19 protein-coding genes are annotated in these 19,585 nt (G+C 52.9%); 6 read left to right on the plus strand and 13 right to left on the minus strand.

Annotated elements, in window-relative coordinates:
• Positions 1-15: 15 nt before the first annotated feature.
• The 3 genes from MKJ04_RS20990 to MKJ04_RS21000 all read right to left on the minus strand — a co-directional run bounded on the left by MKJ04_RS20990 (position 16) and on the right by MKJ04_RS21000 (position 1,985).
• Positions 16-597, minus strand: a complete 582-nt coding sequence (locus MKJ04_RS20990) for a hypothetical protein (protein ID WP_241643889.1) — start codon at positions 595-597, stop codon at positions 16-18.
• 115 nt (positions 598-712) lie between these two features.
• Positions 713-1,471 carry an LVIVD repeat-containing protein gene (locus tag MKJ04_RS20995; protein WP_241643891.1) on the minus strand — a complete coding sequence of 253 codons (759 nt, stop codon included), beginning with the start codon at positions 1,469-1,471 and terminating at the stop codon, positions 713-715.
• Position 1,472: 1 nt separating this feature from the next.
• Positions 1,473-1,985 (minus strand): hypothetical protein, encoded by a 513-nt coding sequence (locus tag MKJ04_RS21000; RefSeq protein ID WP_241643892.1) that lies wholly within the window; start codon positions 1,983-1,985, stop codon positions 1,473-1,475.
• Positions 1,986-2,621: 636 nt separating this feature from the next.
• Here MKJ04_RS21000 and MKJ04_RS21005 point away from each other — a divergent pair.
• Positions 2,622-4,151, plus strand: a complete 1,530-nt coding sequence (locus tag MKJ04_RS21005) for a biopolymer transporter TolR (RefSeq protein ID WP_241643894.1) — start codon at positions 2,622-2,624, stop codon at positions 4,149-4,151.
• Between the two features lie 96 nt (positions 4,152-4,247).
• Entirely contained in the window at positions 4,248-5,096 is an 849-nt protein-coding gene (locus tag MKJ04_RS21010) for a sugar phosphate isomerase/epimerase family protein (protein ID WP_241643896.1), read from the plus strand.
• A 235-nt stretch (positions 5,097-5,331) separates the two neighbouring features.
• Here the strand turns inward: MKJ04_RS21010 and MKJ04_RS21015 are convergent, their stop codons facing one another.
• The gene (locus MKJ04_RS21015; RefSeq protein WP_241643898.1) at positions 5,332-6,132 is read right to left on the minus strand and encodes an NIPSNAP family protein; all 801 of its coding nucleotides are present in this window, start codon (positions 6,130-6,132) and stop codon (positions 5,332-5,334) included.
• A 303-nt stretch (positions 6,133-6,435) separates the two neighbouring features.
• On the opposite strand from MKJ04_RS21015, the gene MKJ04_RS21020 reads away from it, so the two are divergent.
• Positions 6,436-6,912, plus strand: coding sequence for a GNAT family N-acetyltransferase (locus tag MKJ04_RS21020; RefSeq protein WP_241643900.1), 477 nt, complete (start codon positions 6,436-6,438; stop codon positions 6,910-6,912).
• A gap of 11 nt (positions 6,913-6,923) precedes the next feature.
• Positions 6,924-7,163: a DUF3820 family protein gene (locus MKJ04_RS21025; protein ID WP_241643902.1), complete on the plus strand. Its 240-nt coding sequence runs from the start codon at positions 6,924-6,926 to the stop codon at positions 7,161-7,163.
• Between the two features lie 486 nt (positions 7,164-7,649).
• Here MKJ04_RS21025 and MKJ04_RS21030 read toward each other — a convergent pair whose 3' ends face one another.
• The 5 genes from MKJ04_RS21030 to MKJ04_RS21050 all read right to left on the minus strand — a co-directional run bounded on the left by MKJ04_RS21030 (position 7,650) and on the right by MKJ04_RS21050 (position 14,888).
• A complete protein-coding gene (locus MKJ04_RS21030) occupies positions 7,650-9,362 on the minus strand; it encodes a GMC oxidoreductase (RefSeq protein ID WP_241643903.1) in 1,713 nt (570 codons plus the stop codon).
• Between the two features lie 6 nt (positions 9,363-9,368).
• On the minus strand, positions 9,369-9,902 hold the full coding sequence (locus MKJ04_RS21035; protein WP_241643904.1) for a gluconate 2-dehydrogenase subunit 3 family protein: 534 nt from the start codon (positions 9,900-9,902) through the stop codon (positions 9,369-9,371).
• 562 nt (positions 9,903-10,464) lie between these two features.
• The gene (locus MKJ04_RS21040) at positions 10,465-11,781 is read right to left on the minus strand and encodes a gluconate:H+ symporter (protein WP_241643905.1); all 1,317 of its coding nucleotides are present in this window, start codon (positions 11,779-11,781) and stop codon (positions 10,465-10,467) included.
• An 84-nt stretch (positions 11,782-11,865) separates the two neighbouring features.
• Entirely contained in the window at positions 11,866-13,401 is a 1,536-nt protein-coding gene (locus MKJ04_RS21045; protein WP_241643906.1) for a gluconokinase, read from the minus strand.
• A gap of 254 nt (positions 13,402-13,655) precedes the next feature.
• Positions 13,656-14,888 (minus strand): multidrug effflux MFS transporter, encoded by a 1,233-nt coding sequence (locus MKJ04_RS21050; protein WP_241643907.1) that lies wholly within the window; start codon positions 14,886-14,888, stop codon positions 13,656-13,658.
• Between the two features lie 261 nt (positions 14,889-15,149).
• Between MKJ04_RS21050 and MKJ04_RS21055 the strand changes: the two genes are divergently transcribed.
• Positions 15,150-15,422: a GNAT family N-acetyltransferase gene (locus MKJ04_RS21055; RefSeq protein WP_241643908.1), complete on the plus strand. Its 273-nt coding sequence runs from the start codon at positions 15,150-15,152 to the stop codon at positions 15,420-15,422.
• A gap of 235 nt (positions 15,423-15,657) precedes the next feature.
• Here MKJ04_RS21055 and MKJ04_RS21060 read toward each other — a convergent pair whose 3' ends face one another.
• On the minus strand, positions 15,658-15,936 hold the full coding sequence (locus MKJ04_RS21060; RefSeq protein WP_241643909.1) for a hypothetical protein: 279 nt from the start codon (positions 15,934-15,936) through the stop codon (positions 15,658-15,660).
• A gap of 520 nt (positions 15,937-16,456) precedes the next feature.
• Positions 16,457-16,738: a hypothetical protein gene (locus tag MKJ04_RS21065; RefSeq protein WP_241643911.1), complete on the minus strand. Its 282-nt coding sequence runs from the start codon at positions 16,736-16,738 to the stop codon at positions 16,457-16,459.
• 544 nt (positions 16,739-17,282) lie between these two features.
• Between MKJ04_RS21065 and MKJ04_RS21070 the strand changes: the two genes are divergently transcribed.
• Positions 17,283-17,708, plus strand: coding sequence for a helix-turn-helix domain-containing protein (locus MKJ04_RS21070; protein ID WP_241643913.1), 426 nt, complete (start codon positions 17,283-17,285; stop codon positions 17,706-17,708).
• A gap of 153 nt (positions 17,709-17,861) precedes the next feature.
• Here the strand turns inward: MKJ04_RS21070 and MKJ04_RS21075 are convergent, their stop codons facing one another.
• Positions 17,862-18,353 (minus strand): META domain-containing protein, encoded by a 492-nt coding sequence (locus MKJ04_RS21075; protein ID WP_241643915.1) that lies wholly within the window; start codon positions 18,351-18,353, stop codon positions 17,862-17,864.
• Between the two features lie 130 nt (positions 18,354-18,483).
• Positions 18,484-19,266, minus strand: coding sequence for a hypothetical protein (locus tag MKJ04_RS21080; RefSeq protein WP_241643917.1), 783 nt, complete (start codon positions 19,264-19,266; stop codon positions 18,484-18,486).
• Between the last annotated feature and the right edge of the window lie 319 nt (positions 19,267-19,585).

Raw genomic sequence — 19,585 nt, forward strand, 5'->3', positions numbered from 1 at the left:
ATTCCCTAGATCACGTTAAAGTATAATCCCGAATTTCAGGCCTCCTAAAACGCGCATACCCGTAAAACCGAAATCATAGGCGTTTACATCATACCGCACGGTGTCGTAGCTGGATGAGATATTGCTTTTGGTATACCCAAACCCAACGTACATATCGAACAGCAGTGGTTTGGGGCTAAGCTGCCGCTGCATGCCAATCAGAGCGGTAGCGCCCCAGCGGTTGATGATTTCGTTGAAGGGCCTGTACCGGTAATGGTATGTTTCCAGCCCTTGCGCATCGATCTGCCGGGCCCACCCAAGCTTCTCAAACTCCACGTTAAAATGATGGTAGTTGAGGCCGTAGGCAAAATAGCCCCCCTCATGCGGCGTCCCGGATAAATAAAGGCGGTGCAGCACTTCGAGCCCATACCCCAGCACCTTGCTGTTATCTTCTGCCTCAAAGGTGCGGCTTGTAAACTCGTCGAGCGATCGGGTCTGGCCACTGTAAAAGCGAGGCGAGAGCACCAGGCTCTGCAGGCTGTCTTTGGCCAGGGTTCTCGCTACGTCCAGGTGGAGGCCGTTGAACAGCAGGTGCTGCGGACTAAAGGTAAGGCTCAATCTGCCCGTTGTAGGAGAACTGGTCTGCGCCACTGCTGTTTGTGAAAACAAGGCGCAAATCCCTACACACGCGCACAAAACGAATTTCTGAAACATATACAATCGCTGAGGCGGTTTAAGGTTGAGCCGTGATGTCGATTTTGCTGAGGAGCTTGATCGCATTTTCGTCGTAGGTATACTGGTATAAACCGTCGCTCCCCACCACAAGCAAATGCCCGTTATCCGGAATCACGTCGTAGGCATTGATCTGGAAGTGGCGCTTTAGCTTCAGGTCCATCACATTGGAGGCGTCGTACACCTTCAGCCCATCATCGCACACAAACAGCAGCGTGCCGTCCACCCCGAGGCCCATGGGGTTGGTCATGGGGTATGGTTTTGCCAGGAAAGGCGTGCGCACATCCTGTATATCCACGATGTCCAGTTGGTTGACGGCTACCGTGCAGGCGTTGCCGGTGCGGAGGGTGACGTAGGCATACCGCCCATCCGTCACCACGGGGTCGCAGCTGGTGACGTGCTGATACAGCGAGAGCACCTGCGGCGATTCGGGGTTTTCGATGCTCATGATGTACATGCCCCGTTGCGTGCCGATAAACAGTTTCTCCTGAAAAGGAAAAATCGTCTCGACCCCAGCCTGCAGCGGCACATGATTTTTTTGCTGCGGGTCAGCGGGGTTGCTGATATCGAAGAGATTCAGGGAAGCATGGTCCACCGTGTAAAGGTAGTCGCCGCTGATGGCAAACCGGGCCATGGAGCCGCCCTGACCCGACACGCCGCCCGCAGAATCGGTATTGGGAGACTGGCCGCCATCGGGGCAGGCTGTGAGCACAAACACCGCCAGGGCAAGTAAAACGAGGCAATTCGCTAGCTTTCTCATACTATTTCGATTCTCTGAGTTCCCATCCAACCACTACCGCATCTTTTGGCGCACCCGCCATGTCGTAAAACCAGCTCAGGTTGTCTGGCGCGAGTAGCGGCGGGAAAGCCTCCCGAACCCGCTTGCGGATGTTGATCGTGTGCAAGTCTCTCAGGTCGATGGCCACCAGATCCACCGCGTTGTCAACGTATAGCACGTTATCCTTCACGGCAAAGTCCACGCTGCCCGGCACCTGGATGAACCCGAGCTTAACAGGGGCCGCCGGGTTCTTGTTATCGATCAGGTGGACGCCTTTGTAGCGCTCATTCACCAGTATATATTGCCCGTATTTATACAGTTTGCCTGCATCCGCGATCGGGAGCGGCGCGAGCATTTTGATAGAAGACTCCAGGTGCGTCCGACTCATCAGGATGGGTTGATACGCGGAGAGGGGTGCCGGGTCCACCGTTTCCCAGCACGAGGTGAGGATGGGCATGACAAGCACCAGCAGGAGGTATAGGTTTGTCTTTTTCATAGCATTCGGATGAGGGGAAAATCATATTAAAGATAAGAGATATATGCACTATTCCAATCAAATCGCTATTAAAATATTTATACCCTACAGCTTAAACATTGCAAGGCACTATAAACGGCATAGGGCAGTATGGCCAATATGCCGAGCACAAAAATCATCCTGCATCGCAAGGCTTAGGGTGAAACCAGTGCATGATGACATCCCGGATGGTATAAAAAAACCTCCTATGCACGGGCTTCTTGCGACTGGAGGCAGCATGAGGCTTATGCCTGGTAACCCCTCTGCCCCTTTGTATCGCCCGGAAGCCCATACCTTCGTGATGCGTGTTTAGAGTATGTTTAAATTTCGTTTTTGGAAGCGAAAATTGTTCAGGAAGGGTTCTGGCGAAGCGTTTTCTGAGCCGCATAGCAGCGCTATGGGGTGATAAAAAGGCGAAGTCAGGTTCCTTTATGAACAATTTGCAGCCCAAAAGATGAATTTTAAACATGCTCTTAGCTAGCCATAAAGTAAATACCTGCTTTTCAAACCGGTACATTCTTATCATATGCTTGTATTTTTGGTGTGAAAGCGCGCTATGTGCCAATTATTTCCTATTTTAAATCAAAATATGAGTAATCACTTTTAACGATGCTTGAAATGAAAAATAAATTCAGCCGTGCGCTACTGTTTAGTATCTCGTTGCTAACCTTGTGTAGCCTCTCCGCCCTTGCGCAGCAAAAGCCGCTGGGGGTTTTTGAGGGCAGCACCGACATCGGCAATGTACTAAAGCCAGGCGCTGCCACCTTCGACCCGAAAACAGGGCAATACGAAGTTTCCGGCTCGGGGTATAACATCTGGTTCGACCACGACGAGTTTCACTATCTCTGGAAGCGCATGTCCGGGGACTTTATCCTCTATACCCGCGCCAGGTTTGTGGGCAAGGGCGTGGACCCGCACCGGAAAGTGGGCTGGATGGTACGCCAATCGCTGGAGGGCAACGCGCCGCACATCAACGCCGTGGTGCACGGCGACGGCCTGACCTCACTGCAATACCGCGAAGCCAAAGGCGACAGCACCCAGGAGATCCGCTCCGGGCTGACAGGCGCGGACGTGATACAGCTGGAGCGCAAAGGCAACACCTATACCATGCGCGTGGCCAAATTCGGGCAGCCTTTCGTGACCGAGGAAGTAACGATCCTGGATTTGGGCGACGACGTGTATGTGGGCCTTTTCGTGGGCTCGCATAACAAGGACGTGCTGGAGAAGGGCATTTACAGCGATGTGCGCATCACGGTGCCCGCACCGGATGACCTGGTGCAATACCGTCAGTATCTGGGCAGCAACCTGGAGCTGCTGGATGTGAACACCGGCGACCGGGAGATCATTTATACCTCCCCCAAATCGCTGCAGGCCCCCAACTGGACCCCGGACAACAAAACCCTGATCTACAACAGCGAAGGCCTGATTTATACCTTCGACCTGGCAACACGGACTCCCAAAAAACTGAACACTGGCAATGTGACCAATAACAACAACGACCACGTGCTGTCGTTCGACGGCAAGATGCTGGGGCTGAGCAGCGGCGTGGAGGCACTGGGCGGCTCTATCATCTATACCGTGCCAGTTACGGGCGGCGAGCCAAAGCAAATCACGCCCAAAGGCCCCTCCTACCTGCACAGTTGGTCGCCGGATGGCAAAAGCCTGATTTTCACGGGGCAGCGCAACAACGAGTTCGACATCTACCGCGTTCCGGCAAAGGGCGGCAAAGAGGTGCAGCTCACCACCGCCAAAGGCCTGGACGACGGCTCCGAGTACTCCCCGGACGGCAAGCACATCTACTTCAACTCCAACCGCAGCGGCGACATGCAGATTTGGCGCATGAAGGCCGACGGAAGCGAGCAGGTATCGCTCACCAACAGCGACTTCCACGACTGGTTCCCGCATGTGTCGCCGGACGGCAAATGGCTGGTGTTCGTTTCTTTTCTGAAGGAGGAAGTGGAGCCTGGGGATCATCCGTTTTACAAGCATGTATACCTGCGCATGATGCCGGTGAGTGGCGGCGAGCCGAAGGTAATCGCCTACCTTTATGGCGGCCAGGGCAGCATCAATACCCCCTCGTGGTCGCCGGACAGCAAAAAAGTAGCCTTCATCAGCAATACGGTGATCCCGGAGGCGCAGGTCAAGTAGGGCCTGTCTAAATTTCGCTTCCTCAGATAACTTTAAAGCCTGCTTTAGGTATGCGGCCCTCTTTCATCCCATTAACAAAAGCAAACAATCATACCCATGAATAAAAGACGTGATTTTCTCAAAAGCTCAGGGGCGATGGCGCTCGGAGCGCTTTTCCTCCCCAACCTGGCGGCTTCGGCCATGGGCAAGGCCGAGGTGAAAAATGTCGGCATCCAGCTGTACACTGTGCGCAACGAGATGCTGGCCGATGCCACCGGCACCCTGAAACAACTGGCTAAAATCGGGTATAAGGAACTGGAGTCGGCGCGGAGCGAGAAGGGTTTATACTATGGCCTGCAACCGAAAGAGATCAAAAAGATTACCAAGGACCTGGGCATGAACCTGCGCAGTGGCCACGTGGCCCTCGACAAAGACTGGGACCGCACCGTGGAAGCCGCCGCAGAAACCGGCCAGGAGTACCTGATTTGCTCCTCGATGCCATCCAAAGGGCAAACCGTGTCTAACTATGAGCGCGTGGCCGACATGTTCTCGAAAGCAGGTGAGGACTGCAAAAAGGCGGGTATGAAGTTTGGCTACCACAACCACGAGTATGAGTTTGAGAAAGAGAACGGCAAGGTGCTGTATGATGTGCTGCTGGAGAAGACAGACCCCGAGCTAGTGAAAATGGAGATGGACCTGGGCTGGGTGATCCTGACCGGCAACGACCCGGTGAACTACTTTAACCAGTATCCGGGCCGCTTCCCGCTGTGGCACCTGAAAGACATGGACAAGGCAAAGCTACAGAGCACCGAGTTCGGCAAGGGCGCCATCGACATCAAGCGTATGCTGCAAAACGCAGACAAGTCTAAAATGAAGTACTTTTTTGTGGAGCAGGAAGAGTACGCCGGCGAGCCCATGGCCAGTGTGCAGTACAACTACGACTACCTCAGGAAACTGAGCATGTAACCACTAAAATCTTATACATAAAAAAAGCCCTGGCACTTTCTGAGTAGTCCGGGCTTTTTTGTGATGTTTCGATATTGGTATAATACTCTTGATGAAAATTACCCACCCATACCCCTCCGAGGAGGGGTATGGGTGGGTATAAAAAGCTTTAGCATTTAACCTCTAACCCCGGCAAATACAGGTTCCTCAAAAAATAAAAGATTGAGCTGAGGTGGTATAACGCTTAAACTGAAACCTACAAATCTGAATAGGCTGTTGGGTGCAGCAGGTATATATCGGCGTGCTGCATGTTGTTGGCGTACTCCGGCTTTGCGCTCAGTGTCTTCCAGTCCGGGTCTTGCCCGAAGGCTTTCCACTTCTTGTCCCGCTCAGCCATGTTCTCAAACGAGGTCATATAGATCAGATTCGGCATTTTGTCTCCGGCCAGCACGCGGCCATAAAACACGGCGTTAAAGTTCAGCTTTTTGAAGATGTCGATCTCACCATTGTTAAACATAGAAACCTTATTAAGGTGCAGTTTCTCGCTGGCCGACTCATAGCTTCTCAGCTCATACACGCGCTCCGCTGGCGACGAACTTAACTTCGGGCTAAATATCCCCGGCATCCCGGCAAACGCCTCTATCAGCGTGGTTTCGAAGCGGCTGTAGAGCGGTTTGTCAAAGGGGGCACCCAGGTAGTCTTTCCCGGCCGTGGCATACTGCTTGTCCTTGGCCAGTTTTTCGTCCAGCTTAAAAAACTGCTCGGCCGCCGTGAAGGGTATAAACACATACACCAGCTTTTCGGCAGAGTCGGCCGCTGTTGCTTTGGTGGGAGCCACAGGCTTAAACACGCCCACTTTCGCTACGCCCGCACGGTGTAGGGCTGGCAGGTACGCGTTTTGCAGGTACTGGTCCAGGCGCTCCTCCTGGCTCTGGTCTTTCAGGTGAAACACCTTGAGTGCATAAAAGCCGGGCTTCGTGCCCTGACTGAGTGCGGGCACAGCCGCCACCGCCCAAAGCACCAGCAGGCACAGGGCAAAGAAGTAGGATTTTTTCAAATACATCGCGTTGTTAAGATTGGTGTGAAAGGTTGAATTTAACGAAGTTAGGCGCAAAAACATAGCCTTCGGTGGGTCGTCCGGCAGAAAAAGTACGCCAACGCAGCAACGCTGGCCGACAGCAACCCATCTGGGGTGCATGTCATTTCACTTTTGTGCGCACACATGGGCATCGGACGTATGGGATGTATGGCCCGGGTGCCCTATCTTTGCCATTCTGTACAACCCTGCGTGTGCTGGCCGCTGCTTTACCGGAGATGAGTTTCCGCCACAGCGGCTGCCACAGGACCTATTCACCGAAACATGAATCTTACGAAAGTTTCCAAATCATTTGAAGCCCTCTCGCCACAGGAACTGTACGAGCTCCTCCGCTTGCGGAGCGATGTGTTTGTGGTAGAGCAAAACTGTGTGTTCCTGGACCTCGACAACAAAGACCAGCAATGCCACCACCTGCTGCTGTATACCCCCGAAAAGCTGGTCGCGTACGCCCGGCTGGTGCCTCCGGGCTTGTCTTACCCGGCAGCGATGTCGATCGGCAGGATACTGACCAGCCTGGAGGTGCGCGGCACAGGTATCGGGAAAGTGCTGCTGGACTGGGCCATCAACGCCTGCTACCAACTGTATGGCCAGGGCCCAATAAAAATCGGCGCGCAGCTCTATGCCAAAAAGTTCTATGAGTCGTTTGGCTTCGAACAGTCCGGCGAGGTATACGACGAGGACGGCATCGACCACATCGAGATGACGAAAGCCGCGCCAACGCCTACTTTATCCTCCATCTAAATTATACCGCTATGGCTGAACAGACACAACCTGACCCCGGCATCCTGCTGGACCTCGTGCAGTATAAAATGCCGTTCGGCAAGTATAAGGATGTGCTGCTCTGCGACCTGCCGGTGTCTTACCTCGAGTGGTTTCAGCGGGAGGGCTTTCCGAAGGGCAAACTGGGCATGCAACTGGCCACGCTCTACGAGATTAAAATAAACGGTCTGGGCTATCTGCTGGAGCCACTGAAAAAAAAGCGGCGCTATTAGTTATGGTAGCACGATACAAGTAGCAAGACACACGATTTCTTGTCCAGGAAGCTCCCGGAAAATGGCACCTTATATCCATTTCGGTTGGTTCGTGCGCATTCACTTTTATACACCTACTGAAAATTCCCCTCCTCGGAGCAGGGCCGTTTCATTCTAGCATTTCCTGGCGCGAATCTCCAGATTCGTGACTAACAATTAAGGTTGAGTCTCCGACTCAACTGGCTCGGAGAGCCAAAAATGCAGGTTGAGTGCAAGACAACTTACAACGCAAGTATAGATTTTATTAGAATGAAACGGCCATGCTCCTTGGAGGGGTTAGGGGTGGGTTCTCGTAGTGCTTAAAATATTGAACGGCTTCATTGCGCGATGTTCAATTGATAATGGTATTAGCCTTTAAGTTGAGGCTCAAAACGTGTCTAAAATTAAAAGAGGAAAGCCGGTACTTATACCGGCTTTCCTCTTGATGCAGCATACAGTCAGGGTACCTTATAGGTTCATCTTCTTCATCTCCTGCACGGCGTAATCCACGGCGCGGGCCGTGAACGCCATATAGGTCAGCGATGGGTTTTGCGTGGAAGTGGATGTCATGGAAGCCCCGTCCGTCACGAACACGTTCTTGCACGCGTGCAGCTGGTTCCACTTGTTGAGCAGCGATGTTTTCGGGTCGTGGCCCATGCGCACGCCGCCCATCTCATGTATATCCAGCCCCGGGGCCTGCTTCGAGTCTTTGGCCTGGATGTTTGTGAATCCGGCCACCGTAAACATCTCCGTCATCTGCTCGATATAGTCCTGCGTCATTTTCTCGTCGTTCTCATCATAGGAAATGGAAACCTTGAGCTGCGGCATGCCATACGGATCCGTCAGTGCCTGGTCGAGGGCCACGTAATTGCTTTCCTTCGGGATAGTCTCGCCCATCATGTGCGACCCCACAGACCAGCCTCCCAGCGTCGGGTTGAGCAGGCTGTTTTTCAGATCTGCCCCCAGGCCGTCGTGGTTCGTAACCGTGTTGCGCCTGGCACTGAAACCGGCGGCATAGCCCCGCAGAAAGCCCGTCTCCTGGGTATGCAGGTTCCGGAAACGCGGAATGTAGGGGCTGTTTGGCCGCCGTCCGTCGGTGGTCGAGTCGAGGTCGCCGTCGTACTGTGCCGACACGCGCGCCCGGTAATTATGAAACGCCACGTACTTGCCCATCAGCCCGTTGTCGTTGCCCAGCCCGTTGGGGAAGCGGCTGGAGGTGGAGTTCAGCAGGATCAGGTTCGTGTTCAGCGCGGCGGCGTTCACAAAAATGATCTTGGCGTAAAACTCCGTCTCCTCTTTGGTGTTGGCGTCGATCACGCGCACGCCGGTCGCACGGCCTTTCGCTTCGTCATAGATAAGGGAGTGCACCACGGCATCCGGGCGCAGGGTCATGTTGCCCGTGCGAGCCGCCCAGGGTATGGTAGAGGCGTTGCTGCTGAAATAGCCGCCAAACGGGCATCCGCGCTCACAGATGGTGCGGTGCTGGCACTGCGCCCTCCCCTGCTCCAGGTGTATCGGCTGTGGCTTGGTGATGTGCGCGGCGCGGCCCATGATCACCTGGCGGTCTTTGTATTTGCTGGCCACTTGCTTCTGGAAAAAGGTCTCGACGCAGTTCATCTCGTGCGGCGGCAGAAACTCCCCGTCCGGCAGCTGCGGCACGCCGTCTCTGTTGCCCGAGATACCGGCAAACTTCTCCACATAGCTATACCACGGCGCCATGTCGGCGTAGCGAATCGGCCAGTCCACGGCAAAGCCGTCGCGGGCCGGGCCCTCAAAGTCGAAGTCGCTCCAGCGCTGGGTCTGGCGTGCCCAAAGCAGCGACTTGCCGCCCACCTGGTACCCGCGAATCCAGTCGAAGGGCTTTTCCTGCACATAGGGATGTTCCTTGTCCTTTACAAAAAAATGCTCGGTGCCCTCGTAAAACGCGTAGCACTTGCTCACGATCGGGTTCTCCTTCACGACTGCCAGCGGCAGTTGGTTTCGGTGCGCAAACTCCCACGGGTTTTTGGTGCCGGTCGGGTAATCCTTTATATGCCTTACATCCTTGCCTCTTTCCAGCACCAGGGTTTTCAGGCCCTTCTCGCAGAGTTCCTTGGCAGCCCACCCGCCACTGATCCCCGAGCCGATCACGATGGCATCGTAGGTTCTCTCCTTTACTGCGTCTACCGCTAAATTCGCCATGTTGTCTTAAGAAATGGGTTTAGAATCAACAGGAACGCAGCCGTAGTAATAGCCGGGCACTGCCTCATAATGTGTTAAGTTCATCATCACGTACTCCGAGGTCATATAGCCCCGCACTGTCAGCCCCTTCACCGTTCTGTAAAAGTCCTGCTCTGCGGCTACCTCCGATTTCTCCATCGCGCTCAGGAGTGCGATGCGCTCTTCTGTGGTGCAGGCACCGAAGGTTTTGCCGTACTGCTGCTTCGCCTTCGCTTTCAGGGTCTTTAGCCCTGTCACCACATTGTCCTGGGTTTCCTTCTCATTGCAGTCGATCAGCATTTTCTGCACAAAAACGTGCACGTTCAGGTCTTTGGCTCCCGGCGTGTCGGTGGCAGGTATAATAGTGTCAACAACTTGCGTTAACAAGCCCTCCTGGCTCGGAGACAGATAGGGATGCAGTTCCTGCACGGCGGCTTTCTTGCTCCCCAGGTCACAGCCCGGCAACAGCACCAGGCCCGAAACCGCCAGGGCCATGTTTCTAATTACAATGCGTCTGTTCATGCGGAATAGATGGTATTGTTCATGATAATGGTACTATTAAACACGCTCCTGCTTATTTGCTATCTGGCTTTCTGCACGTATCGCAGGCTTATTCCAGGCTTTCAGCCCTTATAACCCCGGTTCAAGGCAGTTGAGTAATCACTGACAGCGAAAAGCCAAGGTGCACCTGAGTGAATCATCCAAGCAGCGACAAACCGTTGCTTTGCCTGTCTTCTAAAGCAGCAGAAAGTATCAGGGAACATATTACTCAAATCTTACAACTTGTACAAATTAAAACTGCTAAACCGTGTTAGCTGTATCGTATTTTGATAAAATCGGACTATACTAAAGCTGAATCTGTATGCATGTATAGGAGGCAGACAATGTTTCTGCCAGAAAAGCAAGATTCTGCCGTAGCGTTCAAGAAGTTCGTGATTGGGGAGTCTGAAACACTGGCGCAAGCGTCCGCTTGTGACGCTATTGTGTTGGGGATTGCGGCAGGTTGGATTGCATCGTAAGGCACAAGCGGACGCTTGCGCCATATTATAGAGGATTTATGCGCATCGATCTGTTGCTATTGGTATTAGATAAAAGTAGCCATCAGGAGCACCCCAAGCAGACCCAGGACTGATACAAGCGTTTCCATGATGGACCAGGTGGCCAGCGTTTGCGGGATCGTCAGGTTGAAATACTCTTTAAACATCCAGAAACCCGGGTCGTTCACGTGGGAGAACATGAGGCTGCCTGCCCCGATGGAAAGCACCATCAACTCCGGGCTTACGCCTGTGGTGGCCACCAGCGGCAACACAATGCCCGCCCCGGTGATGGCCGCCACGGTGGCTGAACCCAGGCTAACCCGCAGGAGCGCCGTTATGAGCCATCCCAGGAAAAGCGGCGAAAGGTTGGTGCCGTTGAGCAGGGCCGTTACCTCGTTCCCCACCCCACTGTCCACCAGCACCTGCTTAAATGCCCCGCCCCCGCCGATGATCAGCAGGATCATGGCGATTCCGGCGATGGAGTCGGTGCAGATCTTCATGATTTCGGGCATCGTCCGCCCCCGGTTCAAGCCCAGGGTCACGATAGCCACGAGCACCGAGATCAGGAGCGCCATCATGGGATCTCCGATAAACTCAAACAGCACGCGAAGCGCTGCACCCGCAGGCAGGATGATCGTCAGCACGGCGGAGGTGGCCATCAGGGCGATAGGCACAAGGGCCGTGAAAACGCTGATGCCATACCCGGGCATCTGCTCCTCGGGTAGCGGCTTGATCACGAAGAGGTTCTGTGGCGGCGCTGTCTTGATGTTTTTCAGGAAGCGCGTGAACAGCGGCCCGGCGACCACGATGGTGGGCACCGCCAGGCAGAGGCCATAGAGCAGCGTGCGGGTAATGTCGGCCCCGAAGATAATGGCGATGGCCGTAGGGCCGGGGTGTGGCGGCAGGAAACCGTGCGTGACGGAAAGTGCCGCCGCCGCCGGAATGCCCACATAGAGAAGCGGCAACTCGGCAGACACCGCCACGGCAAACACCAGCGGGATGATCACCACGAAGCCGGCGTTGTAGAACATGGGCAACCCCACGATAAAGCCCGTCAGTACCATGGCCCACTGCAGGTTCTGTTTCCCGAAACGCTTGATCAGGCCGTAGGTGATGCGCTGAGCCGCCCCGCTCTCTGAGAGCAGATTGCCCAGCATCGCCCCAAAGCCCAGTATGAGCACCAGCGAGCCAAGCGTGTCGCCGATCCCCTTCTGCAACGAAGCCAGTGCGTCTTGCACGGCCATACCCTCGGCCAGCCCTACCCCAAGCGCCACCAGCACCAGGGCGATAAAGGCATTGATGCGCAAGACCAGGGTGAGCAAAAGCAGCGCAATGACTCCGAGAAGGACAATAAAGAGCGACATAAGGCAAGGTTTAGGGGCAGGCTGACAAAAGCCAGGTTATAACATACAAAACCTTAATATATGGATAATAATCTATACCTGCCGCTATTTGTGCTCGTTTTGATTTTCTGCCTCCCGAAGGCTTTCCTTCAGCTTGGGGTATAGCGCGTCGAAAACGGCAAAGTTCTTTCGGTAGATTGCGTGGTTTACCGGGTCTGGAACGAAGGTTTGCTTTACCCGAATCATTTCGGAGGCATGGGTAAGGTCTGTGAGGAGGCCCAGCCCATACATGCCCATGATGGCCGCCCCCAACGCCGACCCCTCATGAGTGTCGGTCAGGTGTACTTTCTTGTTGAACACGTCAGCCAGCATCTGGACCCACAGGGTGGAGCGCGAAAAGCCGCCGTTGGCATAAAGCGCCTCGATAGGCCCCACGGTTTGCTCCAGCGCCCGGCCTACGCTGTATATCCCGAAGATCACGCCTTCCATCAGGGCACGCAGAAAATGCTCGCGGGTATGGCTATACTGCACGCCAAAGAAGCAAGCGCGCGCCGTGGGGTCCCAAATGGGAGCCCGCTCTCCCAGCAGGTAGGGCAGAAACACCAGTCCGTCGGCGCCGGGTGGCACCGAGGCGGCTTTCTCGTTCAGCAGTTCATACACGTTTTCGTGCTCCAACGCCGCATTGGCCGCCTCAGTGGCGTAAAAGTTATCCCGAAACCAGCGCAGCACCACGCCGCCATTGTTCACGGCGCCGCCCAGCACAAAATGCTCCGGGGTGAGGATGTAGCTGAAAATGCGCTCTTGCAGGTCGGTGGCAGGGGTTTTGGCCATCACACGCACGGCCCCGCTGGTGCCAATCGTCACGACCGCGTCGCCGGGCCGCACCGCCTTGGAGCCCAGGTTAGCCAGGCAGCCATCACTGGCCCCGATCACAAACGGAAGCGAGGCGGGTATACCGAGCAGTTCCGCGTAGGCAGGCTGCATGCTCCGGAAAACATACGTGGGAGGCACCGGCTCCGACAGTCTGGCGGGTGTGATGCCCGCCACCTCCAGCGAGTCCGGGTGCCACTCCGAGGTGAAGATGTTGAACAGCCCGGTGGCGGAGGCGACGGAATAGTCTACCTTAAACTCCCCGAAAAGCCTGAAGAAGACATACTCTTTAATGCCGATGAACTTTGCTGCCCGCGCGAATACCAACGGCTCGTGCTCCCGCAGCCAGCAAAGCTTGGGCAGCGGCGACATGGGGTGCAATGGCGTGCCAGTATGGAGGTAGATGTCGTGGCCTGTCACGCTTTCCTTCAGGCGCGTCGCCTGTTCCATGCTTCGGGTATCTGCCCAGATAATGCAGTTGGTGAGGGCCTTCCCCTGCGCATCCACGGCAATCAGGCTATGCATGGCGCTACTGAACGAGACGCCTTCCAGTGCAACATCCGCCTCCTGTGCCTGACTGGCCACGACACGCAGTGCTTCCAGCACTGCCGCCAGCACCACTTCAGGGTCTTGCTCGGCAAAGGTCGGCTGTGTGCTGAACAGGGGATATTCGATGGCCTTGTAGAACAAGGCTTTGCCTGTTGTGTCGAATGCCACTGCCTTGGTACTGGTCGTACCGATGTCCATACCAATAATCGCCTGCTGCTTCATGTAGAGTTGTCTTCGTTTCTATCCACAAGACGGGGCCTGTGGGCAGTTTGTTCGCTCAGGCTCCGGAACAATGCATGATGCCCCGGCCGATGCAGAACCTAACGCCATACATCCCAAGTCTTTGCCCAAAATAGCCGGATTAATCTGTAGATCGCAAACAAGAGGGTATAAATCTCTCGTGGGAATGCCCGAAAACGCAAAGCCCCGGACTTTTAATCCGGGGCTTTGCGCACGGGCAGGTATGGCAGAACCGGCTACATCACCACGGAGGTGTCTTCTTCCACTGCCTGTTGGCTGGCCCGGTACTGCACGTTGCGCTTGCTGATCGTCAGAATAATCAGGCCCCCAAGGGCACACCCCATCATCACGACCACCATCGGCAGGGCCGTGTTGTCGTGCAGGATGCTCACCATCGCAGACATCAGCCCGCCCATCGCCATCCGGAAACTGCCCATCAGCGCCGAGGCGCTGCCCGCGTGCTTTGTGAAGGGAGCCAGAGACAGCGCCGTGGCGTTTGGGTTCGTCAATCCCTGCCCGGTCAGGAACACGAACATCAGCAGAATCAGGGTATACATGCCATACCAGCCATACCACACACCCGCAACCAGCAGAATCCCGACAGCGGACTGGTATACCAGCGTGAAGTTGATGATCTGCTGACTGGTGAAACGCTTCAGCAGAAAATGATTCAGCTGCGTGGAGCCGATCATGGCGAAAGCGAGAAAGGCGAATATCCAACCATATACCTGCTCACTTACGTGGTAGATGTTCATGAACACGTTGGCCGAGCCGGCGATATAGGCGAAAGGCGCCGCCGTGGCAACACCGCCCACCAGGGCATACACCAGAAACTGGGGCTGCTTCAGCACGGTCAGGAAATTCTGGAGCACCGGCTTTGGCCGAAGCGACATGGTGGCATCGGCCTCCTTGCCCTCTGGCAATGCAAAATGGACGCCCAACATAATCAGGGCCGTGATGGCCGCCAGCATCAGGAACACAGCATGCCACCCGAAAGCGGCCGTAACGTACCCGCCCACCGTGGGGGCCACCATCGGCGAGACAGCAATCACCAGCGTGATCAACGAAAACACCTGCGCCGTTTTGTTCACCGGAAACAGGTCGCGCACCAGGGCCTGCGCCGCCACCATACCGGCGCAACCGCCCAGCGCCTGCAAAAAGCGCATCGCGATCAGCGACTCTACCGACGTGGTATAGGCACAGGCAAGCGAGGCAAAGAGGTATACCACCAACCCAGCATACAGCGGCATCTTACGTCCATACCTGTCGAGTAGCGGACCGTAGAGCAACTGCCCCACCGATATGCCCACAAGGTAGCTGGTAAGCGACAGCTGCACCTGTTCTATGGAAGTCTTCAGGTCTGCCGCTATAGCAGGAAAGCCCGGCAGGTACATGTCTATTGAGAAGGGGCTGATCGTGGCCAGCGATCCGAGTATCAATATGGTTACAAAGTGCTGTTTGCGCGTCATAGGGTATAAAAAGCTCAAAGTTACGACAACTATCAACATTACGCGCAGCGCGAAGTTCAAACTTCGGCTTCATTCCGCTGTGCTCTTATAGCAGTTTCCGCTTCAGTTAGCCATGCTGTGGCGCGCACATGAGCAGATGCTGCCCTACGGGTATCATTGTCAATTAAAAGAGGGTATACAGGATATGTCTTGTGGGGGATAAAATCAACTTCTCAGCAGGCACACGCGTAGCAGCGAATACAAAAACACAAGCCCAAGGAGATGAACGTTGTACATGAAGAAAAATACCAGCAGTTTACTGTTGTGCTAGGTGAGGATGAGGCTGAACTAGCCTATGCTATTCCATCAGAGGGGGTGATGAACTTTACACATACCTATGTTCCGGCAGAAGCCCGGGGCGAGCATGTAGCCGATACTTTGATAAAGGAAGGGTTACGCTATGCCGCTGAGCATAAGTTTAAGGTGATGGCCGCCTGCCCTGTTGTCGCCTCCTTCCTAAAGCGCCATCAGGAATACCAACACCTGCTGGCATAGCCAGAATAATTTCGTACCGGCCTGGAAGTATACCTATAATAAAGGCCTGGCCTCGGATGCTATACAAGACACAGGCACTCAATTTAATGCTTATACGGTCGGAATATCAAAAATCAGATACGATACACTCTAATGCTTCGCCAAATTAGAAATGAGGCATAAAAGCCGTTTCTATTCCTAGAAAAACAAACGCTACTTCTGGTAATTCAATTGGTCACTAATAGCTATGCTATATTCAGAAGACGGGGGCTTTTGAATAAGCCTCTACAGGTTGGGTTTTCATGCTGCCGTTATACTTGTCTTTCAGGCAGCTTATGCTGTTTTCCTCAATTACCTCTTCGTCTTTGCTCAGTGAAGTCAACTCTTCCAGCAGGCTTGTATTAGAGACAAACATTCTGTCGAAATACAGCCCTTTGGCATAAAAACGACAATAAACGCGGTCCTGACTGATGGGGGTAAGCGCAATAAAATCACAAGCACACAACTTCTCCGAAAAATCTACTATTTCATCCATTACTCAACATATTGCTATTGTGATAAAATCGTACTTTGAATCGCTGCAAAGCTTTAGGTTCTGCCATGCCATACAGCACCAAAGTCACGAAGCTAGTTGAACTGTTTTTCTACAGATTTGTTTCAAAAGTTTTCAAATTTTGCGCTATTCTACCTTAAATTAATTCTATTAATATATCCATACCTGCATATTATAATAAAATAGTGATGTTCTAAGTTTACATCCTTCTATTTGTTGTTGGCTTGACTAGGAGAAATCTTGAATATATACTGAACTATAATTTTAGAATCCTCTAAAAACGTAAATCCTACAGTTCTAAAAAATTCTCAGCCTTTTGGGCTTACCCTGTTTCTCATATCCAGCTGTAAATACACGAGCGGAGCGCCTCAGTTGAGGTATAAAATTGTCAGTCTACAAGGCCAATCATACCAAATTGCAACTGCACCAAATGCCTTAAATACGGTGACAATTCAACCGGAAAAGGTGTATAGGTGTGTAAACAATTGTGAATTATTTTTCCCTATGATTTGCTGATAATGATGTTCGTTAGTGCCATTAGCATCAATGGGTGCTTCTTTCGCATTTTATCCAGCATATACTCCATGATGAAGTAGTCGCTGACGTTACTGTCAATTCCATCGCACAGCAGCGAATACTTGAACCTGATCACCCCAATGTAACAGGTGTCGTCATGGTCTATGAGGTAGTTGCAAATGCTGTAATAGAGCTCCTGCGACTCCCTTTCTCCTAGTGCGATACTTAACACATCCTCAACTGCCTTCTTGGCACTGTTTCTTAACATAACAATTGAAGTTAATGAGAATTAAGAATAGTAAGAAGTACGCGTCTGACGGCTATAGTTTGCTATATACTTCTAAAATATTTTTACTTCTTCGTTTTGCAACATTCAAATAGAGATACGTTACACAAGCGGCACGGCTGACGGTATTTTTGTGTCGTTAACGACTTCGGGTATACCTTAAAAAGGTATGGCCATAAGGCGCTGAGATTGTGCTATCTGATGAGACTTTATTTGCTTGTGTCAGGGGTGGCAAATCTCTGTTTTTCACGTTTATACCCATCCACTCTTCTTGGATAAGGGCACGCAGGCACTCCCCATGTAGCTAGACTTGCCATGGCAAGGACACTCCTGCTGTGGATAAAGTGTGTATAAACTTATACCCATTCGAACAAAAACAACAACAAAACACTCATAATCAAACAGATAACCTATGCTAGCAACACACATGACTGTGTAATCGTGTAAAATTTGTCCACATTTACATTTTGCGTACGCTTGTTACCTATATTTGTGAAAACACATCACCTTTACACAGACAGGGGACATGCAGACGACAGATACGAAAACAGGCACTCATAGAGGCGAAACGATAAAAGACGCGATCAAAGCAAGCGGTGTGGCCGTGGGGGTGGTTGCCGAAAAGTTGGGCATCAGCCGCAAAACGCTTTACAATAAGTTCAAGGAATCGAGCATTCCCTACAGCTTTATCTTGAAATTAGGGGAAATAATACACCACGATTTCTCTCAGGAATTCCCGCATCTGAGTAAAAATGTAAAAAAGGAGGCGCCAAAGCCGCAAGAGCCCAATAACAATAGCTTGCTGCTCCCCTTCGATGGTGCCCCCCAGGAGCCCTATAAGCCCAATAACATGAAAGAATGCGAACAGGAGCTGGTAAAGCTTCAGCGGAAATACATCGCGCTGCTCGAGAATTTCAACGAGTTGCTCATTAAAACATCACAATCCAGGTAAGGCTTCACCGTTGGTAAGCCAGTGCGGCCTCTTTTGGCGTCTTCTGAACGAGGTATAAACCAGGAGAGGGTCCTGTGAATGGCGCTAAAGCTGTCACAGGACCCTCTTTATTTTACACAGCGTACGTTGGCTGGCAGACTGAGCGTGTGTAAATCAGTCCTTGATTTTGATTTTCAGCTCGTCATGCCCTTCTCTCTCGATGATGTCTGGGTTACCGGTTCTGAACGTGGCAACCGCACTGGTGCCTTCAAAAAGCGTCAGCAAGTCGCCGGATATCCTGTAGTTGTCGGCCCGGCGCAGCACATCGAGCATTTTATTCTCCGTTTCTGTCTCGGTGCACGCCATCCGGGTAGTTCGCAGCTCCGACAGTTTCAGTTTCTGCCCGTCGAGGGTATACCGTCCTGAAAGTCGGTTACAGCCTGTAAAGCCGCTCACATCGCTCTCCTTTTCCTCCAGCCGCAGATAGGCTGTGCGTGTGTTGTTGGGTGACTGGATGCCCTGGCCTTCCACGGACACCAGCATCCAGTACGCGTCTACAATATTGTCTTTCTCCAGCGTGAGGTTTTTGGGCTTTATGGTGCAGGAGGTGATGCCCGCTAGCAGCAGCAGTAACAACGCAATCCCAAATGATGCTTTATTTTTCATAGGTTCATTTTAAAATTAAGAAGTGGCAAAGGCAGTATAAACTGAGCACGCTGGCATATATGGTATAAAATTATGTCCCAACAAAAAGCCCACCTGGCAAGTGGGCTTTTTGTTGGGACATGGCAACGGGCTATCCGCGGTACTCCCCACGGCCATAATTGCCGATGGATGATTTTGCAGAATAGTCGGGGCCAGACTGGCCGCTGCGTTGCTGGCGGCTGTTGTCGCGTGATTCGTTTCGGCTCTGGATGCGGCCACCATAACGGAAATCTTCCTTATCGTTGTGGCGATCCTGCCATTGGTTGTAGTTGCGGTTCGGGTTACGGCTGTCTCCGCGGAAGTCGTTGTCGGAACGGTTGCGGCTGTTTTCGGTCTCTCTGTTATAGCCGCTGTTTCGGTCCCTGTTGTAAGATCTGCCCTCGTCGCGGCCAAAGTCATTATACCTTCTCCCCTGCCCCTCGCCACCGTAATGGTAGCTGTTGTCCTGCCGTTCGTAGGTGTCCCTGTCGCTGATGCGGTGGCTGTCGTAATGGCTGTTCCTGTCGTTGTTGTCGCGCCAGCCGGTTCCCCGAGTGCGGTCGTAGCCGCCATTGCGGTCGTTCTGCATGTATGGGTTTGGGTCGCCGTAATGATACTCCTGTGCGGAGTTGCGGGAATCCCGGGAACCCTGGCGGTTTCCGAAATCACGCTGGTCATCTCTACCAGACCATTTTTGCTCGCTGTTGCTGTTGTAGCTGTTCACGTTGCGGTAGGCGGCATCATCGTTGTTCATGCCATAGTAGTTGCCCCGCTGGTTGCTATATCTGTCTCTGTAGTTTTCAAATTGTTCGTCGCGCTGGCCTCTGTTCCGGTCGTTGCTGCGGTGATCATCGTCACGGTGACTGCGGTTGTAATTCTGGTTATCTCTTTCCATAGTGTGAGTGGTTTAAGTAATCAAATTTTTCTCCTCCCTATATAACGGACGTTAGCCATCAACGTTTTTTTGGGTCAGAATTTATACCCTATCTGATACTTCTACCTGTCTGTTTAACACCCCTGACAGGTGGAGGTCTTTAGCCTTGCAAAGCGAAGTCACATTCTTTAAAGTCATACTTAGCTTAGCTCTTATACCCCTTGAGATGCTTCACTAAATACGGACAGTGGATTTGCTTAACTTAGCAAATCAAGATGAAAGAAAAACAAGTAGCTGTTAGTCGTCGCAAGTACGACGCGGCCTTCAAAGAGGAGGTGCT

The organism is Pontibacter sp. E15-1 (assembly GCF_022601975.1).
Lineage (GTDB): Bacteria > Bacteroidota > Bacteroidia > Cytophagales > Hymenobacteraceae > Pontibacter.

Bases quoted from the DNA above. Each gene is read 5' to 3' on its own strand.
- MKJ04_RS21020 (WP_241643900.1), top strand. From the start codon at position 6,436: ATGAATCTTACGAAAGTTTCCAAATCATTTGAAGCCCTCTCGCCACAG.
- MKJ04_RS21065 (WP_241643911.1), bottom strand. From the start codon at position 16,738: ATGTTAAGAAACAGTGCCAAGAAGGCAGTTGAGGATGTGTTAAGTATC.
- MKJ04_RS21045 (WP_241643906.1), bottom strand. From the start codon at position 13,401: ATGAAGCAGCAGGCGATTATTGGTATGGACATCGGTACGACCAGTACC.
- MKJ04_RS21010 (WP_241643896.1), top strand. From the start codon at position 4,248: ATGAATAAAAGACGTGATTTTCTCAAAAGCTCAGGGGCGATGGCGCTC.
- MKJ04_RS21025 (WP_241643902.1), top strand. From the start codon at position 6,924: ATGGCTGAACAGACACAACCTGACCCCGGCATCCTGCTGGACCTCGTG.
- MKJ04_RS21055 (WP_241643908.1), top strand. From the start codon at position 15,150: ATGAACGTTGTACATGAAGAAAAATACCAGCAGTTTACTGTTGTGCTA.
- MKJ04_RS21070 (WP_241643913.1), top strand. From the start codon at position 17,283: ATGCAGACGACAGATACGAAAACAGGCACTCATAGAGGCGAAACGATA.
- MKJ04_RS21075 (WP_241643915.1), bottom strand. From the start codon at position 18,353: ATGAAAAATAAAGCATCATTTGGGATTGCGTTGTTACTGCTGCTGCTA.
- MKJ04_RS21005 (WP_241643894.1), top strand. From the start codon at position 2,622: ATGAAAAATAAATTCAGCCGTGCGCTACTGTTTAGTATCTCGTTGCTA.
- MKJ04_RS21080 (WP_241643917.1), bottom strand. From the start codon at position 19,266: ATGGAAAGAGATAACCAGAATTACAACCGCAGTCACCGTGACGATGAT.
- MKJ04_RS21060 (WP_241643909.1), bottom strand. From the start codon at position 15,936: ATGGATGAAATAGTAGATTTTTCGGAGAAGTTGTGTGCTTGTGATTTT.
- MKJ04_RS21035 (WP_241643904.1), bottom strand. From the start codon at position 9,902: ATGAACAGACGCATTGTAATTAGAAACATGGCCCTGGCGGTTTCGGGC.
- MKJ04_RS21050 (WP_241643907.1), bottom strand. From the start codon at position 14,888: ATGACGCGCAAACAGCACTTTGTAACCATATTGATACTCGGATCGCTG.
- MKJ04_RS21000 (WP_241643892.1), bottom strand. From the start codon at position 1,985: ATGAAAAAGACAAACCTATACCTCCTGCTGGTGCTTGTCATGCCCATC.
- MKJ04_RS20995 (WP_241643891.1), bottom strand. From the start codon at position 1,471: ATGAGAAAGCTAGCGAATTGCCTCGTTTTACTTGCCCTGGCGGTGTTT.
- MKJ04_RS21030 (WP_241643903.1), bottom strand. From the start codon at position 9,362: ATGGCGAATTTAGCGGTAGACGCAGTAAAGGAGAGAACCTACGATGCC.
- MKJ04_RS21040 (WP_241643905.1), bottom strand. From the start codon at position 11,781: ATGTCGCTCTTTATTGTCCTTCTCGGAGTCATTGCGCTGCTTTTGCTC.